This window comes from Sphingopyxis sp. Q841 (assembly GCF_052384365.1).
Classification (GTDB): Bacteria; Pseudomonadota; Alphaproteobacteria; order Sphingomonadales; family Sphingomonadaceae; genus Sphingopyxis; species Sphingopyxis terrae_A.
The window spans coordinates 259,043-274,695 of the sequence record NZ_JBQSUM010000001.1 but is presented as its reverse complement, the minus strand read 5'-3'; the positions used below and the strand labels follow the sequence as shown (position 1 = coordinate 274,695).

Here is a 15,653-nt window from a genome sequence, read left to right as displayed (position 1 = left end):
CCGCTGCGCCAGCCCCTAAGCCCAATAGCCTTGCTGCGCTGCCTTCTGCCGGAAACTCATGACGGTGAAAAGGCAGCAAACGCTCTTTTTCGCTGTTCGCCGTTCGCCGCCGCAACATGGTTCACAACCTCGTCGAGCGGCAGGCGGCGGACGGGCGTCCCGGCGGGAAAGGCGCTGAGCAGCCGCGACGGGAAACTGGGCGACAGCATGACGAACTGTCCGAAATCGTCGGCGCGGCGGATCAGGCGGCCGAACGCCTGCCCGATGCGGGCCCGGATGACGCCGTCGTCATAGGCGCCGCCGCCCTGCGCCGCGCGCCGCGCCGCGTGAAGGATCGTCGGGCGTGGCCATGGCACCCCTTCCATGATCACCAGCCGAAGCGATTCACCGGGCACGTCGACTCCGTCGCGCAGCGCGTCGGTGCCGAGCAGCGAGGCGTGTGGATCGGCGCGGAAGATGTCGACGAGGGTGCCGGTGTCGAGCGGGTCGACATGCTGGGCGTAGAGCGGCAGCCCGGCGCGCGCGAGGCGGTCGGCGATGCGGGCGTGGACGATGCGCAGCCGGCGGATCGCGCTGAACAGGCCGAGCGCGCCGCCACCCGATGCTTCAATCAGGCGGCTGTAGGCGCCGGCAAGGGCGGGAAGATCGCCGCGCGCGATGTCGGTGACGATCAGCACCTCGGCCTGCCGCGCATAGTCGAACGGGCTCGGGACCGCGAAATGGCGGACGCCGCCGTCGATGTGCCGTGCGCCGGTGCGGATATCCGCGTCAGTCCAGCCGCTTCCTGCATCGCCGGTCGCCTGCGCGCCGCTGCGCAACGTCGCCGAGGTGACAAGCACGCCCTGCGCCGGCGCGTAGACAATATCGGCGACGGGGCGCGCCGGATCGAGCCAGTGGCGGTGCAGGCCGATATCATATTCGCGCCCGTCGAAGCGGTCGACCGCCAGCCAGTCGACAAAGTCGGGATCGGCCGGGCCGCCGACGCGCCCGAGCAGCGACAGCCACGCGCCGAGCGTGTCGATGCGCGTGCCGAGGCTGGCGCGGGCGCCGTCGACGCGGGCGCGGGCCTGTCCGTCGAGCCAGTCGGGCGGATCATCGACCAACGCGTCGAGCCGCTTGCCGAGCGTCATCAGCGGCCGCAGCAGCGCCTCGATCGCATCGCTCGCGTCGGCGGCAGCCGCCACCAGATCGGGGCCGGGATCGGCAAGTTCGGTTTCAAGGCCATAGCCGCTGTCGGCATTTTTCGGATCGGTGCCGCGTGCATAGACTTGCCCGCGTGCGGCGACGAGCAGCCGCTCGATCGCGCCCCAGGGGTCGTTCTCGGCAATGCGCGCGAGCCACCCGTCGCCGGGAAGCTGGCCCGCGGCCTCGATCGCCGCGTGAATCGCCTTGTCGCCAGCCTCGTCATAGCTTGCGACATCGGCCAGCCGCGCCGCGAGACCGCGGCGGCGGCCGCGCGACTTGCCCTCCGGCCCCAACACCCAGCGGCGGATCTCGATCGCTTCCTGCCCGGTGAGCGCAGCGGCGAACATACTGTCGGCGGCATCCCACAGATGGTGGCCTTCGTCGAAGATCAGCCGCGTTGCGGGGGCGCCGCCGTCGCGGGGCCGGGCGGCCTGCACCATCGTCAGCGCATGGTTCGCAATGACGATGTCGGCCTGCGCTGCCGCGCGGGTCGAGCGTTCGATGAAGCATTTGCGGAAATGCGGGCAGCCCGCATAGATGCACTCGCCGCGCCGATCGGTCAGCGCGGTCGTGCCGTTGCGGCGGAACAGCGCGGGCAGCCAGCCGGGCAGATCGCCGCCAACCATGTCGCCGTCGCGCGTATACGCGGCCCAGCGCGCGACGAGCTGCGCCAGAACGGCAGCGCGGCCCGAAAAGCCGCCTTGCAGCGCATCCTCGAGATTGAGCAGGCAGAGATAATTTTCACGTCCCTTGCGCACCACCACCTTTTCGCGGTGCGTGCGTGCATCGGGATACAACCGCTCGGTTTCGCGCGCGAGCTGGCGTTGCAGCGCCTTGGTATAGGTCGACACGCAGACGCTGCCGCCCGACTGATCGATCCATTGCTTGGCGGGGGAGAGATAGCCCAGCGTCTTGCCGATCCCCGTGCCCGCCTCGGCGACCAGCATCTGCGGTCGGTCGCGGCGTTCGCGCGGTTCGAAGATCGCGGTGGCGGCGCGGGCATAGTCGCGCTGTCCCGCACGGCGTTCGGCGCCATCGCCGGTGAGCCGGTCGAGCCGGGCGGTCACATCGTCGGGATTGACCGTTACCTGGCGCGGCTGCGGGCGCGGGGCAGCTTCCTCCCATTCGGGCAGCCGCGCGAACAGCCAGCGCTCGCTGCGTTCGGGCGCGCCGATGCGGGGCTGCAGAAGCGGCGCCCACGGCCAGCGCTGGCGCGACAGCGCCTGCAGGCCGTGCCACGCGCCCTCGCGCTCGGGCCACGCGGCATCGCCCGCGCGATCAAGCATCGCTGCGGCGGCGCGCGGCAGGAACGCCGCAACATCGGCTTCGCTAGCGGGCGGGGCGATGTCCATCGCGGCGGCGATGCCCGCCGGCGTCGGCACCGCAAAGCGCGCGGGAAACAGGAAGGCGAAGAGTTCGAGCAGATCGAGCCCCGACAGCTCGGGATAGCCGAGCCGGTCGCCTGTCAGCGTCGCGCCGAGCAGGACATGCGGAGTTGCGGCGACCGCCGCGATCGCTTCGCCGCGTCCGACGCGCTGGACGCGGCCCGAGGCGTCGGCGATCCAGATGCCGACATGGCTCGCGTGGATTGCGGGGAGGGAGAGCGGATCGGGCGCCATTGCCCCACGCTAGGCACAAAAGGCGAACGCGGCAAGGCGGGCAATCAATGTGACACGCTTTCGGGTTGCAGCGGCGTGAAAAACGACCATCGTTCGGCGGGCGATAGATGAGAGGGGCGACACAATGGGTGAAGAGGCTGCGATCGGCGCGGTGGTCGACGAAATGTATGCGATGATTTCGGGCCCGAAGGGGCCGCGCGACTGGTCGCGCCAGGATAATTGCTTCCATCCCGATGCCCGTCAGATACGAACGGGTGTCGGTGCCGATGGCCGCGCGATATTTCGTAGCATGGGCCTCGCCGACTATGCTCGCGATACGACGCCCTTCTTTGCCGAGAATGATTTCTTTGAGCTCGAAATTGCGCGGCGGATCGACGTACTCGGCAACATGGCGCACGTATGGAGCGCTTATGAAGCGCGTTCGGCGCTCGACGACCCCCTGCCCGAGAGGCGCGGCATCAATTCGATCCAGCTATTCAAAGATCCCGAACGCGGGTGGCGTATCATGGCGATGATCTGGGACAATGAGCGCGACGGCGTCACCATCGCGCCCTTCTGATCGCTCAGCTCAGCCCGCGGCGTCCGAAACCTGCGCTGCGGTTGGACAGAAATATCTGCGCAGGATGCGCGCTGGCGGCGCCGCGTGCGCGTTCGAGTGCGTTGAACAGCGGTCCGTGCGACAGCTCGTAGGGAAAGCGCACGCCCATGCGGTCGAATTCGGACCACATGACGATCGCATAGACGACCTGGCCCCCATAGTGGATTTCGCAGCGGGATCGCGCCGGCATGCTCGCGCCGTCGATGCGGGCGCCGCCTTCCGAAAGGTCGCAGATGCGCCCTTCGATCTGGTTGAGCACGCCGTTGACGATCACCTCGATCGTGACCGGGGTGCGCTTGTGAGCGCGGGTGATGGGAGTGTGGGGACTCGTCATGGCCCGAGGCTAGGACGGACGTGGTTAATTTGGCGTAACCATGTCTGGCGCGGTTCCGTTGCCGTGTGCGGACAATTTTGCCTTTCGATTCGGGGGCGCTTGCCGCTATGGGCGCCCGATGACCGACTTGCACCTTCATCCTTCGCTGCGCGAGCCCGCGCAAACGTCCAAGGCCTGGCCGTTCGAGGAAGCGCGCAAGCTCATCAAACGCTATCCCGACGGCAAGCCGGGCGGCGCGCCGGTGCTGTTCGAAACCGGCTATGGTCCGTCGGGCCTGCCGCACATCGGCACCTTCAACGAAGTGCTGCGCACAACGATGGTGCGGCGCGCTTATGAAACGCTGACGGGCGGCGCGCCGACGCGCCTCGTGGCGTTCAGCGACGATATGGACGGGCTGCGCAAGGTTCCCGACAATGTGCCGAACGGCGACATGCTGCGCGAGCATCTGGGTCGGCCGCTCACCGCGATTCCCGATCCTTTCGGCAAATATGAGAGTTTTGCGCATCACAACAATGCGATGCTGCGCGAATTTCTCGACCGCTTCGGCTTCGAATATGAATTCGTCAGCTCGACCGAACGCTATCTGTCGGGCGCGTTCGACGATGCTTTGAAGAATGTCCTGCGCCACAATCAGGATATTCTCGACATCATGCTGCCGACGCTGCGTGCCGAGCGCGCCGCGACCTATTCGCCGATTCTGCCGGTGAGCCCCAAGTCGGGGATCGTGCTGCAGGTGCCGGTGACGGTTGTTGATCCCGATGCGGGGCTCGTATCGTTCGAGGATGAGGGCGAGACGATCACCCACAGCATCCTGTCGGGCGGTGCCAAGCTGCAGTGGAAGGTCGACTGGGCGATGCGCTGGGTCGCGCTCGGCGTCGATTACGAGATGTATGGCAAGGATCTGACTGACAGCGGCATCCAGTCGGGCAAGATCGCCAAGGCGCTAGGCGGACGCAAGCCCGAGGGGCTGATCTACGAAATGTTCCTCGACGAAAAGGGCGAGAAGATTTCGAAGTCGAAGGGCAATGGCCTGTCGATCGAACAATGGCTGAGCTATGGCAGCGAAGAGAGCCTGGCTTTCTATGCCTATCGCGAGCCCAAGGCGGCGAAGCAGCTTCATATCGGCGTCATCCCGAAGGCGGTCGACGAATATCTGCAGATGCGCGGAAGCTATCCGGCGCAGGAACCCGACAAGAAGCTGGGTAACCCCGTGCATCACGTCCATGTCGCGCGCGGCGAAGATGTGCCCGACGCGGTGCTGCCGGTGACCTTCGGGCTGCTGCTCAACCTTGTCGCCGTGATGGGCGCCGATGCGGCGAAGGACCAAATCTGGCGCTACCTCGGTCAATATGTCGCGGGCGCCGACGCGGCGACCTGGCCCGAACTCGACCGGCTGATCGACAATGCGATGGCGTACAATCGCGACTATGTCGCCCCGACGCTGAAGCGCCGCAAGCCCGTGGGGGGCGAGGGCGCTGCGCTCAAGGAACTCGACGAGCGGCTCGCGGCGCTGCATGTCGATGCGTCGGCCGACGATATCCAGAATATCGTCTATGAGATCGGCAAGAACGAAGCCTATGGCTTCGAAAATCTGCGCGATTGGTTCAAGGCGCTTTATGAAACGCTGCTCGGGTCGAGCGCAGGTCCGCGAATGGGTAGCTTCATCGCGCTGTTCGGGATCGACAACACGCGGCGCCTGATTGCAGAAGCCTTGGCATGATTGACATCTTCACCACCGGCGGGACGATCGACAAAGTCTATTTCGACGCGCTGTCAGAGTTCCAGATCGGCCCGGCGGCGATCCCCGACATGCTGCGAGAGAATAATGTCCATGTGCCCCACCGCGTCACCCAGTTGATGCGCAAGGATAGCCTGGAACTCACCGACGCCGACCGCGAGGCGATCCGCGCTGCGGTCGCCGCGAGCGATTCGGCACATGTTCTCGTCACGCATGGCACCGACACGATGGTCGTGACCGGCCGGGCGCTGGCGGGAATCGCGGGCAAGACGATTGTGCTGACCGGCGCGATGCAGCCCGCATCGGTGCGGGCAAGCGACGCCGAGTTCAATGTGGGCTTTGCGCTGGCGGCAGTGCAGACGCTGCCGCCCGACGTCTATGTCGCGATGAACGGCATGATCTTCGATCCCGAGACCACGGTGAAGGACCGCGCGGGCGGCCGTTTCGTCGCGGCGGGCGAATAGCCCCGGCTGTAACCTCGCGCGCGCGTCTCCGAATATAGGAGCATGGACGGACATATTGTCCCTCCATCCCGTCTTCGGAGGATAGTATGACCAACACGAAATTCGCCGCTGCCATCGCCGCTTCGGCCACCGCCCTCGCGCTTGCCGGCGCCGCTTTGGCCGCTCCGGCGCCTGCCGGCAGCTCGGGCGCCGCGGTCGGCGCCAAGGACACCGTGCATTGCTATGGCGTCAACAGCTGCAAGGGCACGGCCGACTGCAAGACCTCGGCCAACGAATGCAAGGGTCAGAATGAATGCAAGGGCCATGGTTTCAAGGCCATGGCCGCCGCCAAGTGCCTGACCGGCGGCGGCGTCATCGGCGACGTCGGCTGATGCCATTCCCTCCCGCGCGGCGCTCCGGCTCCGTGCGGGAGGGAATAATCGAGCCCGGTCATGTCTCAAGATCAGCAGATCGCGATCCCTTCGCCCGGCTTTGGTCTGGGACTGCGCCCCGCCCACTATCCCGATTTCCTGGCGCGGCGCCAACCGGTCGAGTGGCTGGAGATCATATCGGAAAATTATATGGTGCCGGGCGGACGCCCGATGGCGACGCTCGACCGGATTCGCGCCGATTATCCGATCGTCATGCACGGTGTGTCGCTGTCGATCGGGTCCGACGAGCCGCTCGACCACATCTATCTGTCAGCGCTGAAGGCGCTCGCCGATCGGGTCGATCCGCTTTGGATCTCGGATCATCTGTGCTGGACCGGGATCAACGCGCATAACAGCCATGATCTGCTGCCGCTGCCCTATGACGCACCGACATTGCAGTGCGTTGTCGACAATATCGGCCGCGTGCAGGATTATCTGGGGCGGCGGATCCTGATCGAGAATCCGTCGAGCTATGTCAGCTTTCGCGCCTCCGATCGCAGCGAATGGGATTTTCTGGCTGAAATGGCGGATCGCGCCGACTGCCTGCTGCTGCTCGACGTCAACAACATCTACGTCAGCGCGCGTAACCATGGCTTCGATCCGCTGGACTATCTGAGCGGCTTGCCCGCCGGGCGTATCCAGCAAATCCATCTCGCGGGCCACAGCGACATGGGCGATTATGTCATCGACACGCACGATGCAGCGGTATGCGATGCGGTATGGGATCTCTATGCCCGCGCCATTGCGATGGTCGGCCCCGTCGCGACGATGATCGAACGCGATGACGACATTCCGCCGCTGGCGGCGCTGTTGTCCGAACTCGAACGGGCCCGCAAGCTGGCGCAGGCGGCGCTGGAGCCGGTCGGTGGCTGACGCACTGTACGCCATCCAGCAACGCTTTCTCGCCGCGATCATGGGCGAGGATGCGGATGCCGAAGCCCTGATTGTCGATGACGCGCGCGTCGGCGCGGCCCGCCGGATCGGCATTTATCGCAACAACTACCGCGTGAGCCTGACCGGCGTCCTCGCCGATCATTTCGAGCGGCTGCATGCCTATCTGGGCGATGCGCAATTTGGCCATATCGCCGATGCCTATGTAAAGGCGCACCCGTCGACGACCCGAAATCTGCGCTATTACGGCGCCGCGCTGCCCGGCTTTATCGCGCATCATTTTCCGGAAGACGGCGAATTGGCCGAACTTGCCCGGCTGGACTGGGCCCTGCGCCACGCCTTCGACGCGCCCGACGCATCGCCGCTCGATGCCGGCGCGATCGGCGTGCTCGGCGACGGATGGATCGGGGCCGGCCTAGCGCTGCATCCCTCGGCGCGGCTGCTCACCATGCACCATAACAGCGCCGCCCTGTGGAGCGCCCTCGGCGCCGGCGAAGCCCCTCCGGCGCTCGCGGTCCTTGACCCGCCTGTCGATGTGCTGGTGTGGCGCAGCGGGCTGCAGCCGCAGTTTCGCAGCCTTGCCGGGGTTGAGGCGGCTGCGCTGGTGCGGATCGGGCGCGGCGCCAGTTTCGCGGATATCAGCGCGCATTTAGTGGACGAAGTTGGGGAGGCGACCGCGATGGAAACTCTGGCCGCGCTGCTCGCCCGGTGGCTTGCCGACGGCGTGCTGATACTGGCCGATCAGGCCGCAGAGGCAACTTGACGCAGTACCGCAGCGTAATTCGGCGCGATCGTCATCGCATCATGCTTGCCGGCGCGGCCGAGCGCGGCATGGACTTGCGGAAGGCGATAGCAGGGCACGCCCATGAAGAGGTGATGCTCGGCATGATAATTCACCCAATAGGGCGCAACCGTCGCGCGCGCGAGCCAGCCGGCGTGCGTCGTGCGCGCGTGGCTGAAGGGATCGTCGCTTCCCGTCGCGGTGCAGGCATGTTCGGCGATGTTACGGATGCGCAGATAGAGCTGAAAGGTCGTCGCCAGTCCGGCAAGCCAGAGCAGATAGGGCGTCCAGCCGTAGAGCAGCAGCGACGCCGCGAGCAGTATGGCCTGAACGAGTAGAAAGCGGCCGACGGACCGTGTGACCGTCATCGCGCCGGCAAGATCGATCATGGGCGATGTTACGCCGTCGTCGGATTGCTTGTTGAACGGCGTGCCCGCCTTGGTGCTCGCGCCTCTTTTCTCCGCCCTTTCGCCGCGAAGCATCGCCTTCAATCCGACGAGCGCGAAGCGGAATTGGGCGACGCGCTGTTTGAAAAATGTCTGTCCGGTCAGGTCGCGGTTGATCTTGCGCATCAGGCTGGCGCGGGTGGTCGGGAATGGCTTGGACAGCGCAAGGTCGGGGTCTTCGGCCTGCTGCGTATATTTGTGGTGCTGGAGATGATAGGTGCGATAGGCGATCAGATCGGACCCCACCGCCGCTCCGGTGAGCCACTGCCCCAGAAAATTGTTGATCTTGCGATCGGGGTGCAGCGCGCCGTGCGCGGCGTCGTGCATCAGGATCGCAAAGCCGAGCTGGCGTCCGCCGACAATGATTATGGCGAGCAGCCAGGCCAGGGGATTGCCGCTCCACGCCGCCAGTCCGATGGCAGCGACGCTGACGATCCAGCCGTGCGCGACGAGCCAGATACCGTACCAGGCGGAGGGCTTGGTGATCGCCGCCCACTGCTGGCGGTCGAAAAAGCGATCGGGCGGCAAGAGGCGGACGGCGGGCATGTCCCGCTGTAACCCGTTGCGAAGCGAAACCCAACCCCTTCCATTTTGGCACAGCAATGGGGTTAACGATCCGCCCGCGGTAAGGATTTGGAAACCCCGTCGGCGACAGAGCGGCTGGCGGAACCAGATAGCGGGATTGGCAAACACATTGGGGGTTAGGCACAGCATCAGCCGGGGCGCAAGCGGCGGGTCATCCGACAACGAATCGCTGTTGCAGACCCCCGAATTCGTGGGGCGCATGATGCGCGTCGCGCAGCTGTGGCACTATGTGCTGATCGGCCGGACCGTGGCCTTCTTCGCTTTCGCTTTCGTCCCCGGCCTGTCGGGCTTCCTATCGCATCCGCTGCAATGGGCCACATTGGTGGCTGGACTGCTGTGCGATGTCGCGCTTACCGTGATCGGCCAATGCTCGCGCTTGCGCTGGGCGCACCGGACCGAATGGCTGCCGACGCTTGCCGCAGCCTCGCTTGCGCTGGTCGGCGCAGGAACATTCTTCGTTTCCATCGGCACCTTCGCAGCACTCGCGACGCCTGACGCGCTGTCCCACCTCGATGCCTTTTCGGCAATCCGGCTTGGTACCGTCCTCGTAGCCGCGGCCGCGGCGGCGATTGTGCGTCCGGCCTTCTTTGCCTTTGCCGGCGGCACCGCGATCGGCGGCGCGGTCGGTATCGCGTCCTGGCCGTTCGGGATTGCGGGTATCATCTTCCTGGGAATGCTGGTCGTGATGATGCGCGAGGATGTCCGGCATCAGCGGCGCGCGACGCGCGTGCGACGCCAGTCGGGAAGCGAGCAGCAGCGGGCGCTTGGGCTGATGCGCGACTTCGAGCGTGCCGGACGCGGCTGGTTCTGGGAAACCGACCGCAACGGCGACCTCGTCTATATTTCGCCGACCGTCGCGGCGAAGCTCGATCGGCCGGCCGAAGATCTGCTCGGGCGCCCGTTTACCGACATGATCCGCAAGCGCGGCGGCGCCGACGAGAGCGAGGAGCGCACGCTGGGCTTCAGCCTGTCGTCGCGGACGCCGTTCAACGACCTGACGGTCCAGGCAGCGGTCGCGGGCGAGGAGCGCTGGTGGTCGATTTCAGGCCATCCGATTTCGAACGCGCTCGGCAATTTCCAGGGCTTTCGCGGCAGCGGCACCGACCTCACCGAAAAGCGCAAGTCCGAACAGCAGATCAATCAGCTCGCGCGGTACGATACGCTGACCGGCCTCGCGAACCGCCTGCAAATCACCGATCTGCTCGAGCGCGCGCTCAAGAATCATCTCGGGCAGGCGCAGCCCTGCGCGCTTCTGCTGATGGACCTCGACCGGTTCAAGGCGGTCAACGACACGATGGGGCATCCGGTCGGCGACCAATTGCTGCAACAGGTCGCGGCGCGGCTGACGCAGGTCGTCGGCGACAAAGGGCAGGTGGGACGACTGGGCGGCGACGAGTTCCAGATCGTGCTGCCCCAGATCACCCAGGTCGAAAAGCTCGCGGGGATCGCCAATGCGATCATCCTGAGCCTTGCCAAGCCCTTTCTGATCGAGGGCGAGCGCATCCGCATCGGATCGTCGATCGGCATCGCCATTTCGGAAAGCGACGGGATCGGCTCGTCGGCGCTGGTGCGCAACGCCGATCTTGCGCTCTATGCGGCGAAGGACGCCGGGCGCGGGGTTTATCGCTTCTATGCCGACGCGATGCATAATCAGGCAAGCGAGCGCAAGGCGATCGAAGATGCGCTGCGCGATGCGCTGGCGAAGGACGAACTGAAGCTGCTGTACCAGCCGATCGTCAATGTCTGCAGCGAACGCATCAGCGGCTTCGAGGCGCTGATCCGCTGGCAACAGGGCGGCGATGCGGTCATCAGCCCCTCTAAGTTCATTCCGATCGCCGAAGAATCGAACCTGATTGTCCCGATCGGCGAATGGATCATCCGCACCGCCTGCGCCACGATTGCGCGATTGGGGCAGGAGTATCGCGTTGCCGTCAATGTGTCGCCGCGACAGTTTGCCAATGAAAAACTGCCCGCGACGATCCTCAGCGCGGTCGCGGCCGCGGGTATTCGTCCCGATCAGCTCGAGCTGGAAATTACCGAAGGTGTCTTCCTCGACGAAAGTCCCGAAAATCTGGAGATGTTCCAACGGTTGAAGCGCACCGGGGTACGGCTAGCCCTCGACGATTTCGGCACCGGCTACTCGGCGCTCGGCTATCTGAAGAAGGCGCCGTTCGACAAGATCAAGATCGACCAGAGCTTCGTGCTCGGCGCGGCCGATCCCAGCAGCATGAATGCCGCGATCATTTCGTCGATCGTCGGATTGGCGACGGCGCTCAAGATGGAAACCACCGCCGAGGGGGTTGAAACGCACGACGATCTGGCGCTGATCCGCGGCCTCGGCTGCAGCCATGTCCAAGGCTATATCTACGGCAAGCCGATGACCGTCGAGGAAGTGCTGGCTTTGCTTGCCGACGGCTATGGCAAGGCGGTCGCGCAGGGTTACAAGAGCGCGCGCGAAGCGCGGATGCGGACCTTCCGGACGATCCAGATCGCGAGCGGCGGCTATCGCTATGAAGCGATTGTGCGCAATCTGTCGTCGCGCGGCGCGCTGATCGAAGGTTTGTGGAATGTCCCCGCAGGAACGTCGCTGCTGATCGAATTCGGCGCTGATGTGGTGATGGACGCCGAAGCGCGCTGGTCCGACGGGAACCGCGTCGGCGTCCGTTTTGCACAAATGGTCGACATCGGCGCGCTGGTCGGCGGCGCCGGGGCGAAGGAACGCCGGACAGGCGGGCGGATCGACCGCGCCGCCTGATCTCCTGTCGTCAGTCGGCGATACGCCCGCGCGCCATGACCCAGCGCACATGTTCGAGGGTCGTCACATCGCCGAGCGGATCGCCATCGACCGCGATCATGTCGGCAGACATGCCCGGTGCGATGCGGCCGATCTCGTTTTCCATCGACAGCAACCGGGCGGCGGTGGTCGTCGCGCTCGCCAACGCCTCTCGCGGGGTCAGCCCCGCCTTGACGAGCAGCGTGAACTCGCCAGCGTTGCGGCCATGTTCGAACACACCGGCGTCGGTGCCGAACGCGATCGGCACGCCCAGCGCCTTTGCCCGCGTCACGGCCTGACCCACGCGGCCGAGCGTCATGCGGACCTTTTCCTCGACAGTGGGGGTGTAGATGCCCTTGCCGAGCCGTTCGCGCACGCCCTCGAACGCCATGAGGGTCGGGACGAGATAGGTGCCCTTGGCCTTCATGACCTTGAGCGCCGCATCATCGGCGAAGGTGCCATGTTCGATGCTGTCGATCCCGGCGGCGGCGGCGGCCTCGATCCCCCGCTCGCCATGCGCATGCGCCATGACCTTGAGGCCCAGCGAATGGGCGGTATCGGCGATGCTGACGAGTTCAGCATTCGAGAAATGCGCACCGAGGCCGCGGCCCTGCTGCGACAGGACGCCACCGGTCGCGGTGATCTTGATGACATCGGCGCCGGCGCGCGATGCCTTGCGCACCTTTTCGGCGCATTCCACGGCGCCCGTGCAGGTATAGCCCTGATCGAGTATGGCGTGGACATCTTCGCGGAAGCCCGTGACGTCGCCATGGCCGCCGATGATCGACAAGGGCACACCGGCGGCTATGATCCGCGGTCCTTCGATCAACCCTTCGGCGGTACCGCGGCGCAGCGAGAAGGCGGTATATTGCCCCGACCCCGCCTCACGCACCGTGGTGAAGCCGGCGCGCAGCGTGATCGCGGCATTTTTGACGCCGACGACAACGCCCCATTCGTCGGGATCGACCGCTTCGTTGCGGAAATCACCGCCCGGATCGCCGGTCAGATGAACGTGGAGGTCGATCAGGCCGGGAAGCAGCGTCTTGTCGCCGAGATCGATGAATTCGGCACCTGCCGGAGTGGCGGCGCGGCCCGGCTCGATCGTCATGATCCGGCCATCGGTGACGGTCACGGTCGACGGGCCAAGCGCGGGCTTGTCGGGATCGGTGATGACGCGCGCGGCATAGATGAGCGTCGTCTTGGCTTCGGCGGCAACGCCGCCCAGCATGGCGGCAACCGCTGCGGCGGCGAGCAGGCTTTTCTTCAGCATGATATCTCCCCTGTCTTTCGCCTACCGTGGCGCGGCCGGAGCGCGAGGGCAAGGGGAGGGTGCATAAAAGAGGGGCCGGACGAACCGGCCCTTCAGTTTGGCTTCTGATAACCGAAAGGAATATTACCAGAAGAAGTCGTAGATCACATCGACCACCTGGCCCGTGTAGGTGTTCACGAGCAGCGCATCGTCATAATAGCGCACCCAGCGATAGGGACCGTAAGCGGGCGGCAGGCGATAATAGCCGGGATCGTTGATCCAGTAGCGCTGGCTGTAGAAGAGCGAACCCAGCGAAAAACCGATGCTGAAGCGCGTGTAATTGCGGCCCCGGTACGGGTTGTAATAGCGCGGCATCCGGTAATAGCTCCGGTTGCGGTCGCGATACCCGCGCCAGTCGTAGCGACGGTCGCTGCGCCAGTCGCGGTTCCAGCTGTTGCCGCGCCGATTGTCGTAACGACGGTCGTTATCATAGCGCCGGTTGTTATCGTACCGGCGGTTGTCGTTCCGGTCATAGCGCCGATTATCGTTGCGGTCGTAACGCCGGTCGTTCCGGTCATTGTCCTGACGATAGAAACGGCGGTCGGGCTGGCCGCTGCGATCTCGGCTGCGGTCGCTCGTGTTGCCGCGCTGGCCTTGCCATTGCTGGCGCTGACTTTCGCCGCGCTGACCCTGCCATTGCTGCTGGCGCTGCGTATCGTTGCGCTGTCCCTGCCACTGCTGCCCCTGCGGCGCGCGCCGGTCGGTGCGGTAATTGCGCTGCTGCGGCTGGGCCTGCGGTTGCGGTGCTGGCTGGGCGGTCCGGTTCTGGCCGCGATTGCCGCCGTTCCAGTCGCCACGGCGGCCATCGGTCCCACGCGAGCCGCGGTGGTCACCGCGATCGCCGCGCTGGTCACCGCGATCGCCGCGCTGGGCAATCTGAATGCGCTCGCCATTCGCCTGAGCGGCGGCGGGCGCGATGGGGGTGAGGATCGTCGCTGCGATCAGCAATCCTCCGAATGTCTTCTTCATTTCGGCACACTCCAGATCCATGTCCCATGCGGCACCCGGCCGATCGGGATGATGAATCGGAAATTACCGCCGATCAGATGAGTGAGCGCTGAACCGGACTGTTGCCTGTCGTTCAGTTTCTCTCCGCCGGGCGCAGCGCCGGGACGGCGCGAGCAGCGTCGTCGGGTCGGATGCCCGGCGGCGGTGCGGCGGCGATGCGCTCCTCACCCCGGATCACCCGGCCGGCGCGGCGGATCGCTTCGCGCATGCGGGGGTAGCTGCCGCAGCGGCAAATGCCCGTCATCGCGGCGTCGATTTCGGCGTCGCTGGGGTTGCTGTTCTTGCGCAGCAACGCGGCGGCCGTCATGATCATCCCAGACTGGCAAAAGCCGCACTGCGGCACTTGTTCGGCGACCCAGCTTTGCTGGACCGGGTGACTGCGGTCGCGTGACAATGCCTCGATCGTGGTGACGAAACGGCCTTCGCATTCGGCAATGGTCACAAGGCAACTGCGGATGGCCTCACCGTCGATATCGACGGTGCAGGCGCCGCAGTCGCCGGTGCCGCAGCCATATTTGGTCCCGGTCAGGTTCGACGCATCGCGCAGCGCCCAGAGCAGGGGCGTTTCGGGATCCATGCGATATTCGACCGGGCGGTCGTTGACCGAGAATTTTGTCATGCCGCCCGTCTTAGCCGAACGCGGTGATTAGTCACGCCAGCTCGTGTCGATCTTGTCGACCTTGCGCACCATCGCGTCGAATTCGGCCTTGCCCGACTGGCCGGGAATTGCGGCCATGTATAGGTCGCGCTGATGAACCTTGATCACGTCTTCGGGGACGGTGATCGGCTTGCCCATGCTCATCGTAGCGAGCTGGATTTCGCAGGCGCGCTGGAGCGCCCAATATTTGATGAAGGCGTCGGTCAGCGTCTTGCCCATCACGACGGGACCGTGATTCTTCAGCATCAGGATGCGCTTGTCGCCCAGATTTTCGACGAGGCGTTCGCCCTCTTCCTCGCGCACCGTCACACCCTCGAAATCATGATAGCCAAGCTGGCCCATGAAATTGCAGGCATAGAAGTTTACAGGCTGGAGCCCACCCTCTAGCGAACAGACCGCCGTTGTCGCGGTCGTGTGGGTGTGGATGATCGCATGGGCGTCGGGCAGCACGCGGTGGAACAGGCTGTGCTGGACGAAGCCCGCCTTGTTGACGTGCCACGGATTATCCACGTCGACCTTGTTGCCGTCGATGTCGATCTTGATCAGGCTCGACGCAGTCACTTCGCTGAAGTGCATGCCATAGGGGTTGATGAGGTAGCTGCCGTCCTCGTCCGGCACCTTCACCGTGATGTGGTTGAAGATCATTTCGTCCCAGCCCATCATCGCGAAAATTCGGTAGCAGGCGGCGAGTTCGAGCCGCGCCGTCCATTCGGCTTCGCTATATTTGCTGTTGCGCTTGAGCTGGGTTGCCATCGGGCGATCCTCTTCCTGTCGGTTTCGTCTTGCTACCTATGCCACAGGCGAGCGGGCGCGCGCAATGGCGGCGGCGGGCATCCGCGCGCGGAAGTGCGACG

14 protein-coding genes are annotated in these 15,653 nt (G+C 65.3%); 7 read left to right on the top strand and 7 right to left on the bottom strand.

Annotated elements, in window-relative coordinates; all coding sequences use genetic code 11:
- Window positions 1-56: 56 nt before the first annotated feature.
- The gene (locus tag ACT17R_RS01395) at window positions 57-2,804 is read right to left on the bottom strand and encodes an ATP-dependent DNA helicase (RefSeq protein WP_444808838.1); all 2,748 of its coding nucleotides are present in this window, start codon (window positions 2,802-2,804) and stop codon (window positions 57-59) included.
- Window positions 2,805-2,928: 124 nt separating this feature from the next.
- On the opposite strand from ACT17R_RS01395, the gene ACT17R_RS01390 reads away from it, so the two are divergent.
- A complete protein-coding gene (locus ACT17R_RS01390; RefSeq protein ID WP_444808837.1) occupies window positions 2,929-3,363 on the top strand; it encodes a hypothetical protein in 435 nt (144 codons plus the stop codon).
- A 4-nt stretch (window positions 3,364-3,367) separates the two neighbouring features.
- On the opposite strand, the gene ACT17R_RS01385 is transcribed toward ACT17R_RS01390, so the two are convergent.
- Window positions 3,368-3,736 carry a PilZ domain-containing protein gene (locus ACT17R_RS01385; RefSeq protein ID WP_186402290.1) on the bottom strand — a complete coding sequence of 123 codons (369 nt, stop codon included), beginning with the start codon at window positions 3,734-3,736 and terminating at the stop codon, window positions 3,368-3,370.
- A 118-nt stretch (window positions 3,737-3,854) separates the two neighbouring features.
- On the opposite strand from ACT17R_RS01385, the gene ACT17R_RS01380 reads away from it, so the two are divergent.
- The 5 genes from ACT17R_RS01380 to ACT17R_RS01360 all read left to right on the top strand — a co-directional run bounded on the left by ACT17R_RS01380 (window position 3,855) and on the right by ACT17R_RS01360 (window position 8,002).
- Window positions 3,855-5,456: a lysine--tRNA ligase gene (locus ACT17R_RS01380; RefSeq protein WP_444808836.1), complete on the top strand. Its 1,602-nt coding sequence runs from the start codon at window positions 3,855-3,857 to the stop codon at window positions 5,454-5,456.
- On the top strand, window positions 5,453-5,938 hold the full coding sequence (locus ACT17R_RS01375; RefSeq protein WP_263587435.1) for an asparaginase domain-containing protein: 486 nt from the start codon (window positions 5,453-5,455) through the stop codon (window positions 5,936-5,938). The genes ACT17R_RS01380 and ACT17R_RS01375 overlap by 4 nt, the downstream gene beginning before the upstream one ends.
- An 86-nt stretch (window positions 5,939-6,024) precedes the next feature.
- Entirely contained in the window at window positions 6,025-6,309 is a 285-nt protein-coding gene (gene bufA2 / locus ACT17R_RS01370; RefSeq protein WP_062902734.1) for a BufA2 family periplasmic bufferin-type metallophore, read from the top strand.
- A gap of 60 nt (window positions 6,310-6,369) precedes the next feature.
- Window positions 6,370-7,221: an MNIO family bufferin maturase gene (gene bufB, locus ACT17R_RS01365; RefSeq protein WP_444808835.1), complete on the top strand. Its 852-nt coding sequence runs from the start codon at window positions 6,370-6,372 to the stop codon at window positions 7,219-7,221.
- Entirely contained in the window at window positions 7,214-8,002 is a 789-nt protein-coding gene (locus ACT17R_RS01360) for an HvfC/BufC family peptide modification chaperone (protein ID WP_444808834.1), read from the top strand. The genes bufB and ACT17R_RS01360 overlap by 8 nt, the downstream gene beginning before the upstream one ends.
- On the opposite strand, the gene ACT17R_RS01355 is transcribed toward ACT17R_RS01360, so the two are convergent.
- The gene (locus tag ACT17R_RS01355; protein WP_444808833.1) at window positions 7,981-9,012 is read right to left on the bottom strand and encodes a fatty acid desaturase family protein; all 1,032 of its coding nucleotides are present in this window, start codon (window positions 9,010-9,012) and stop codon (window positions 7,981-7,983) included. The two genes, ACT17R_RS01360 and ACT17R_RS01355, sit on opposite strands and share 22 nt — an antisense overlap.
- A 211-nt stretch (window positions 9,013-9,223) precedes the next feature.
- Between ACT17R_RS01355 and ACT17R_RS01350 the strand changes: the two genes are divergently transcribed.
- On the top strand, window positions 9,224-11,806 hold the full coding sequence (locus ACT17R_RS01350) for an EAL domain-containing protein (RefSeq protein ID WP_444808832.1): 2,583 nt from the start codon (window positions 9,224-9,226) through the stop codon (window positions 11,804-11,806).
- Window positions 11,807-11,816: 10 nt separating this feature from the next.
- On the opposite strand, the gene ACT17R_RS01345 is transcribed toward ACT17R_RS01350, so the two are convergent.
- The 4 genes from ACT17R_RS01345 to ACT17R_RS01330 form a co-directional block, all read right to left on the bottom strand.
- Window positions 11,817-13,094, bottom strand: coding sequence for an amidohydrolase family protein (locus ACT17R_RS01345; RefSeq protein WP_444808831.1), 1,278 nt, complete (start codon window positions 13,092-13,094; stop codon window positions 11,817-11,819).
- A 123-nt stretch (window positions 13,095-13,217) separates the two neighbouring features.
- Window positions 13,218-14,102: an RcnB family protein gene (locus tag ACT17R_RS01340; protein WP_444808830.1), complete on the bottom strand. Its 885-nt coding sequence runs from the start codon at window positions 14,100-14,102 to the stop codon at window positions 13,218-13,220.
- A 112-nt stretch (window positions 14,103-14,214) separates the two neighbouring features.
- Window positions 14,215-14,760, bottom strand: coding sequence for a (2Fe-2S)-binding protein (locus ACT17R_RS01335; RefSeq protein ID WP_444808829.1), 546 nt, complete (start codon window positions 14,758-14,760; stop codon window positions 14,215-14,217).
- Window positions 14,761-14,787: 27 nt separating this feature from the next.
- On the bottom strand, window positions 14,788-15,552 hold the full coding sequence (locus ACT17R_RS01330) for a class II aldolase/adducin family protein (protein WP_062902728.1): 765 nt from the start codon (window positions 15,550-15,552) through the stop codon (window positions 14,788-14,790).
- Between the last annotated feature and the right edge of the window lie 101 nt (window positions 15,553-15,653).

Bases quoted from the DNA above. Each gene is read 5' to 3' on its own strand.
- ACT17R_RS01395 (WP_444808838.1), bottom strand. From the start codon at position 2,804: ATGGCGCCCGATCCGCTCTCCCTCCCCGCAATCCACGCGAGCCATGTC.
- ACT17R_RS01390 (WP_444808837.1), top strand. From the start codon at position 2,929: ATGGGTGAAGAGGCTGCGATCGGCGCGGTGGTCGACGAAATGTATGCG.
- ACT17R_RS01385 (WP_186402290.1), bottom strand. From the start codon at position 3,736: ATGACGAGTCCCCACACTCCCATCACCCGCGCTCACAAGCGCACCCCG.
- ACT17R_RS01380 (WP_444808836.1), top strand. From the start codon at position 3,855: ATGACCGACTTGCACCTTCATCCTTCGCTGCGCGAGCCCGCGCAAACG.
- ACT17R_RS01375 (WP_263587435.1), top strand. From the start codon at position 5,453: ATGATTGACATCTTCACCACCGGCGGGACGATCGACAAAGTCTATTTC.
- bufA2 (WP_062902734.1), top strand. From the start codon at position 6,025: ATGACCAACACGAAATTCGCCGCTGCCATCGCCGCTTCGGCCACCGCC.
- bufB (WP_444808835.1), top strand. From the start codon at position 6,370: ATGTCTCAAGATCAGCAGATCGCGATCCCTTCGCCCGGCTTTGGTCTG.
- ACT17R_RS01355 (WP_444808833.1), bottom strand. From the start codon at position 9,012: ATGCCCGCCGTCCGCCTCTTGCCGCCCGATCGCTTTTTCGACCGCCAG.
- ACT17R_RS01345 (WP_444808831.1), bottom strand. From the start codon at position 13,094: ATGCTGAAGAAAAGCCTGCTCGCCGCCGCAGCGGTTGCCGCCATGCTG.
- ACT17R_RS01340 (WP_444808830.1), bottom strand. From the start codon at position 14,102: ATGAAGAAGACATTCGGAGGATTGCTGATCGCAGCGACGATCCTCACC.
- ACT17R_RS01335 (WP_444808829.1), bottom strand. From the start codon at position 14,760: ATGACAAAATTCTCGGTCAACGACCGCCCGGTCGAATATCGCATGGAT.
- ACT17R_RS01330 (WP_062902728.1), bottom strand. From the start codon at position 15,552: ATGGCAACCCAGCTCAAGCGCAACAGCAAATATAGCGAAGCCGAATGG.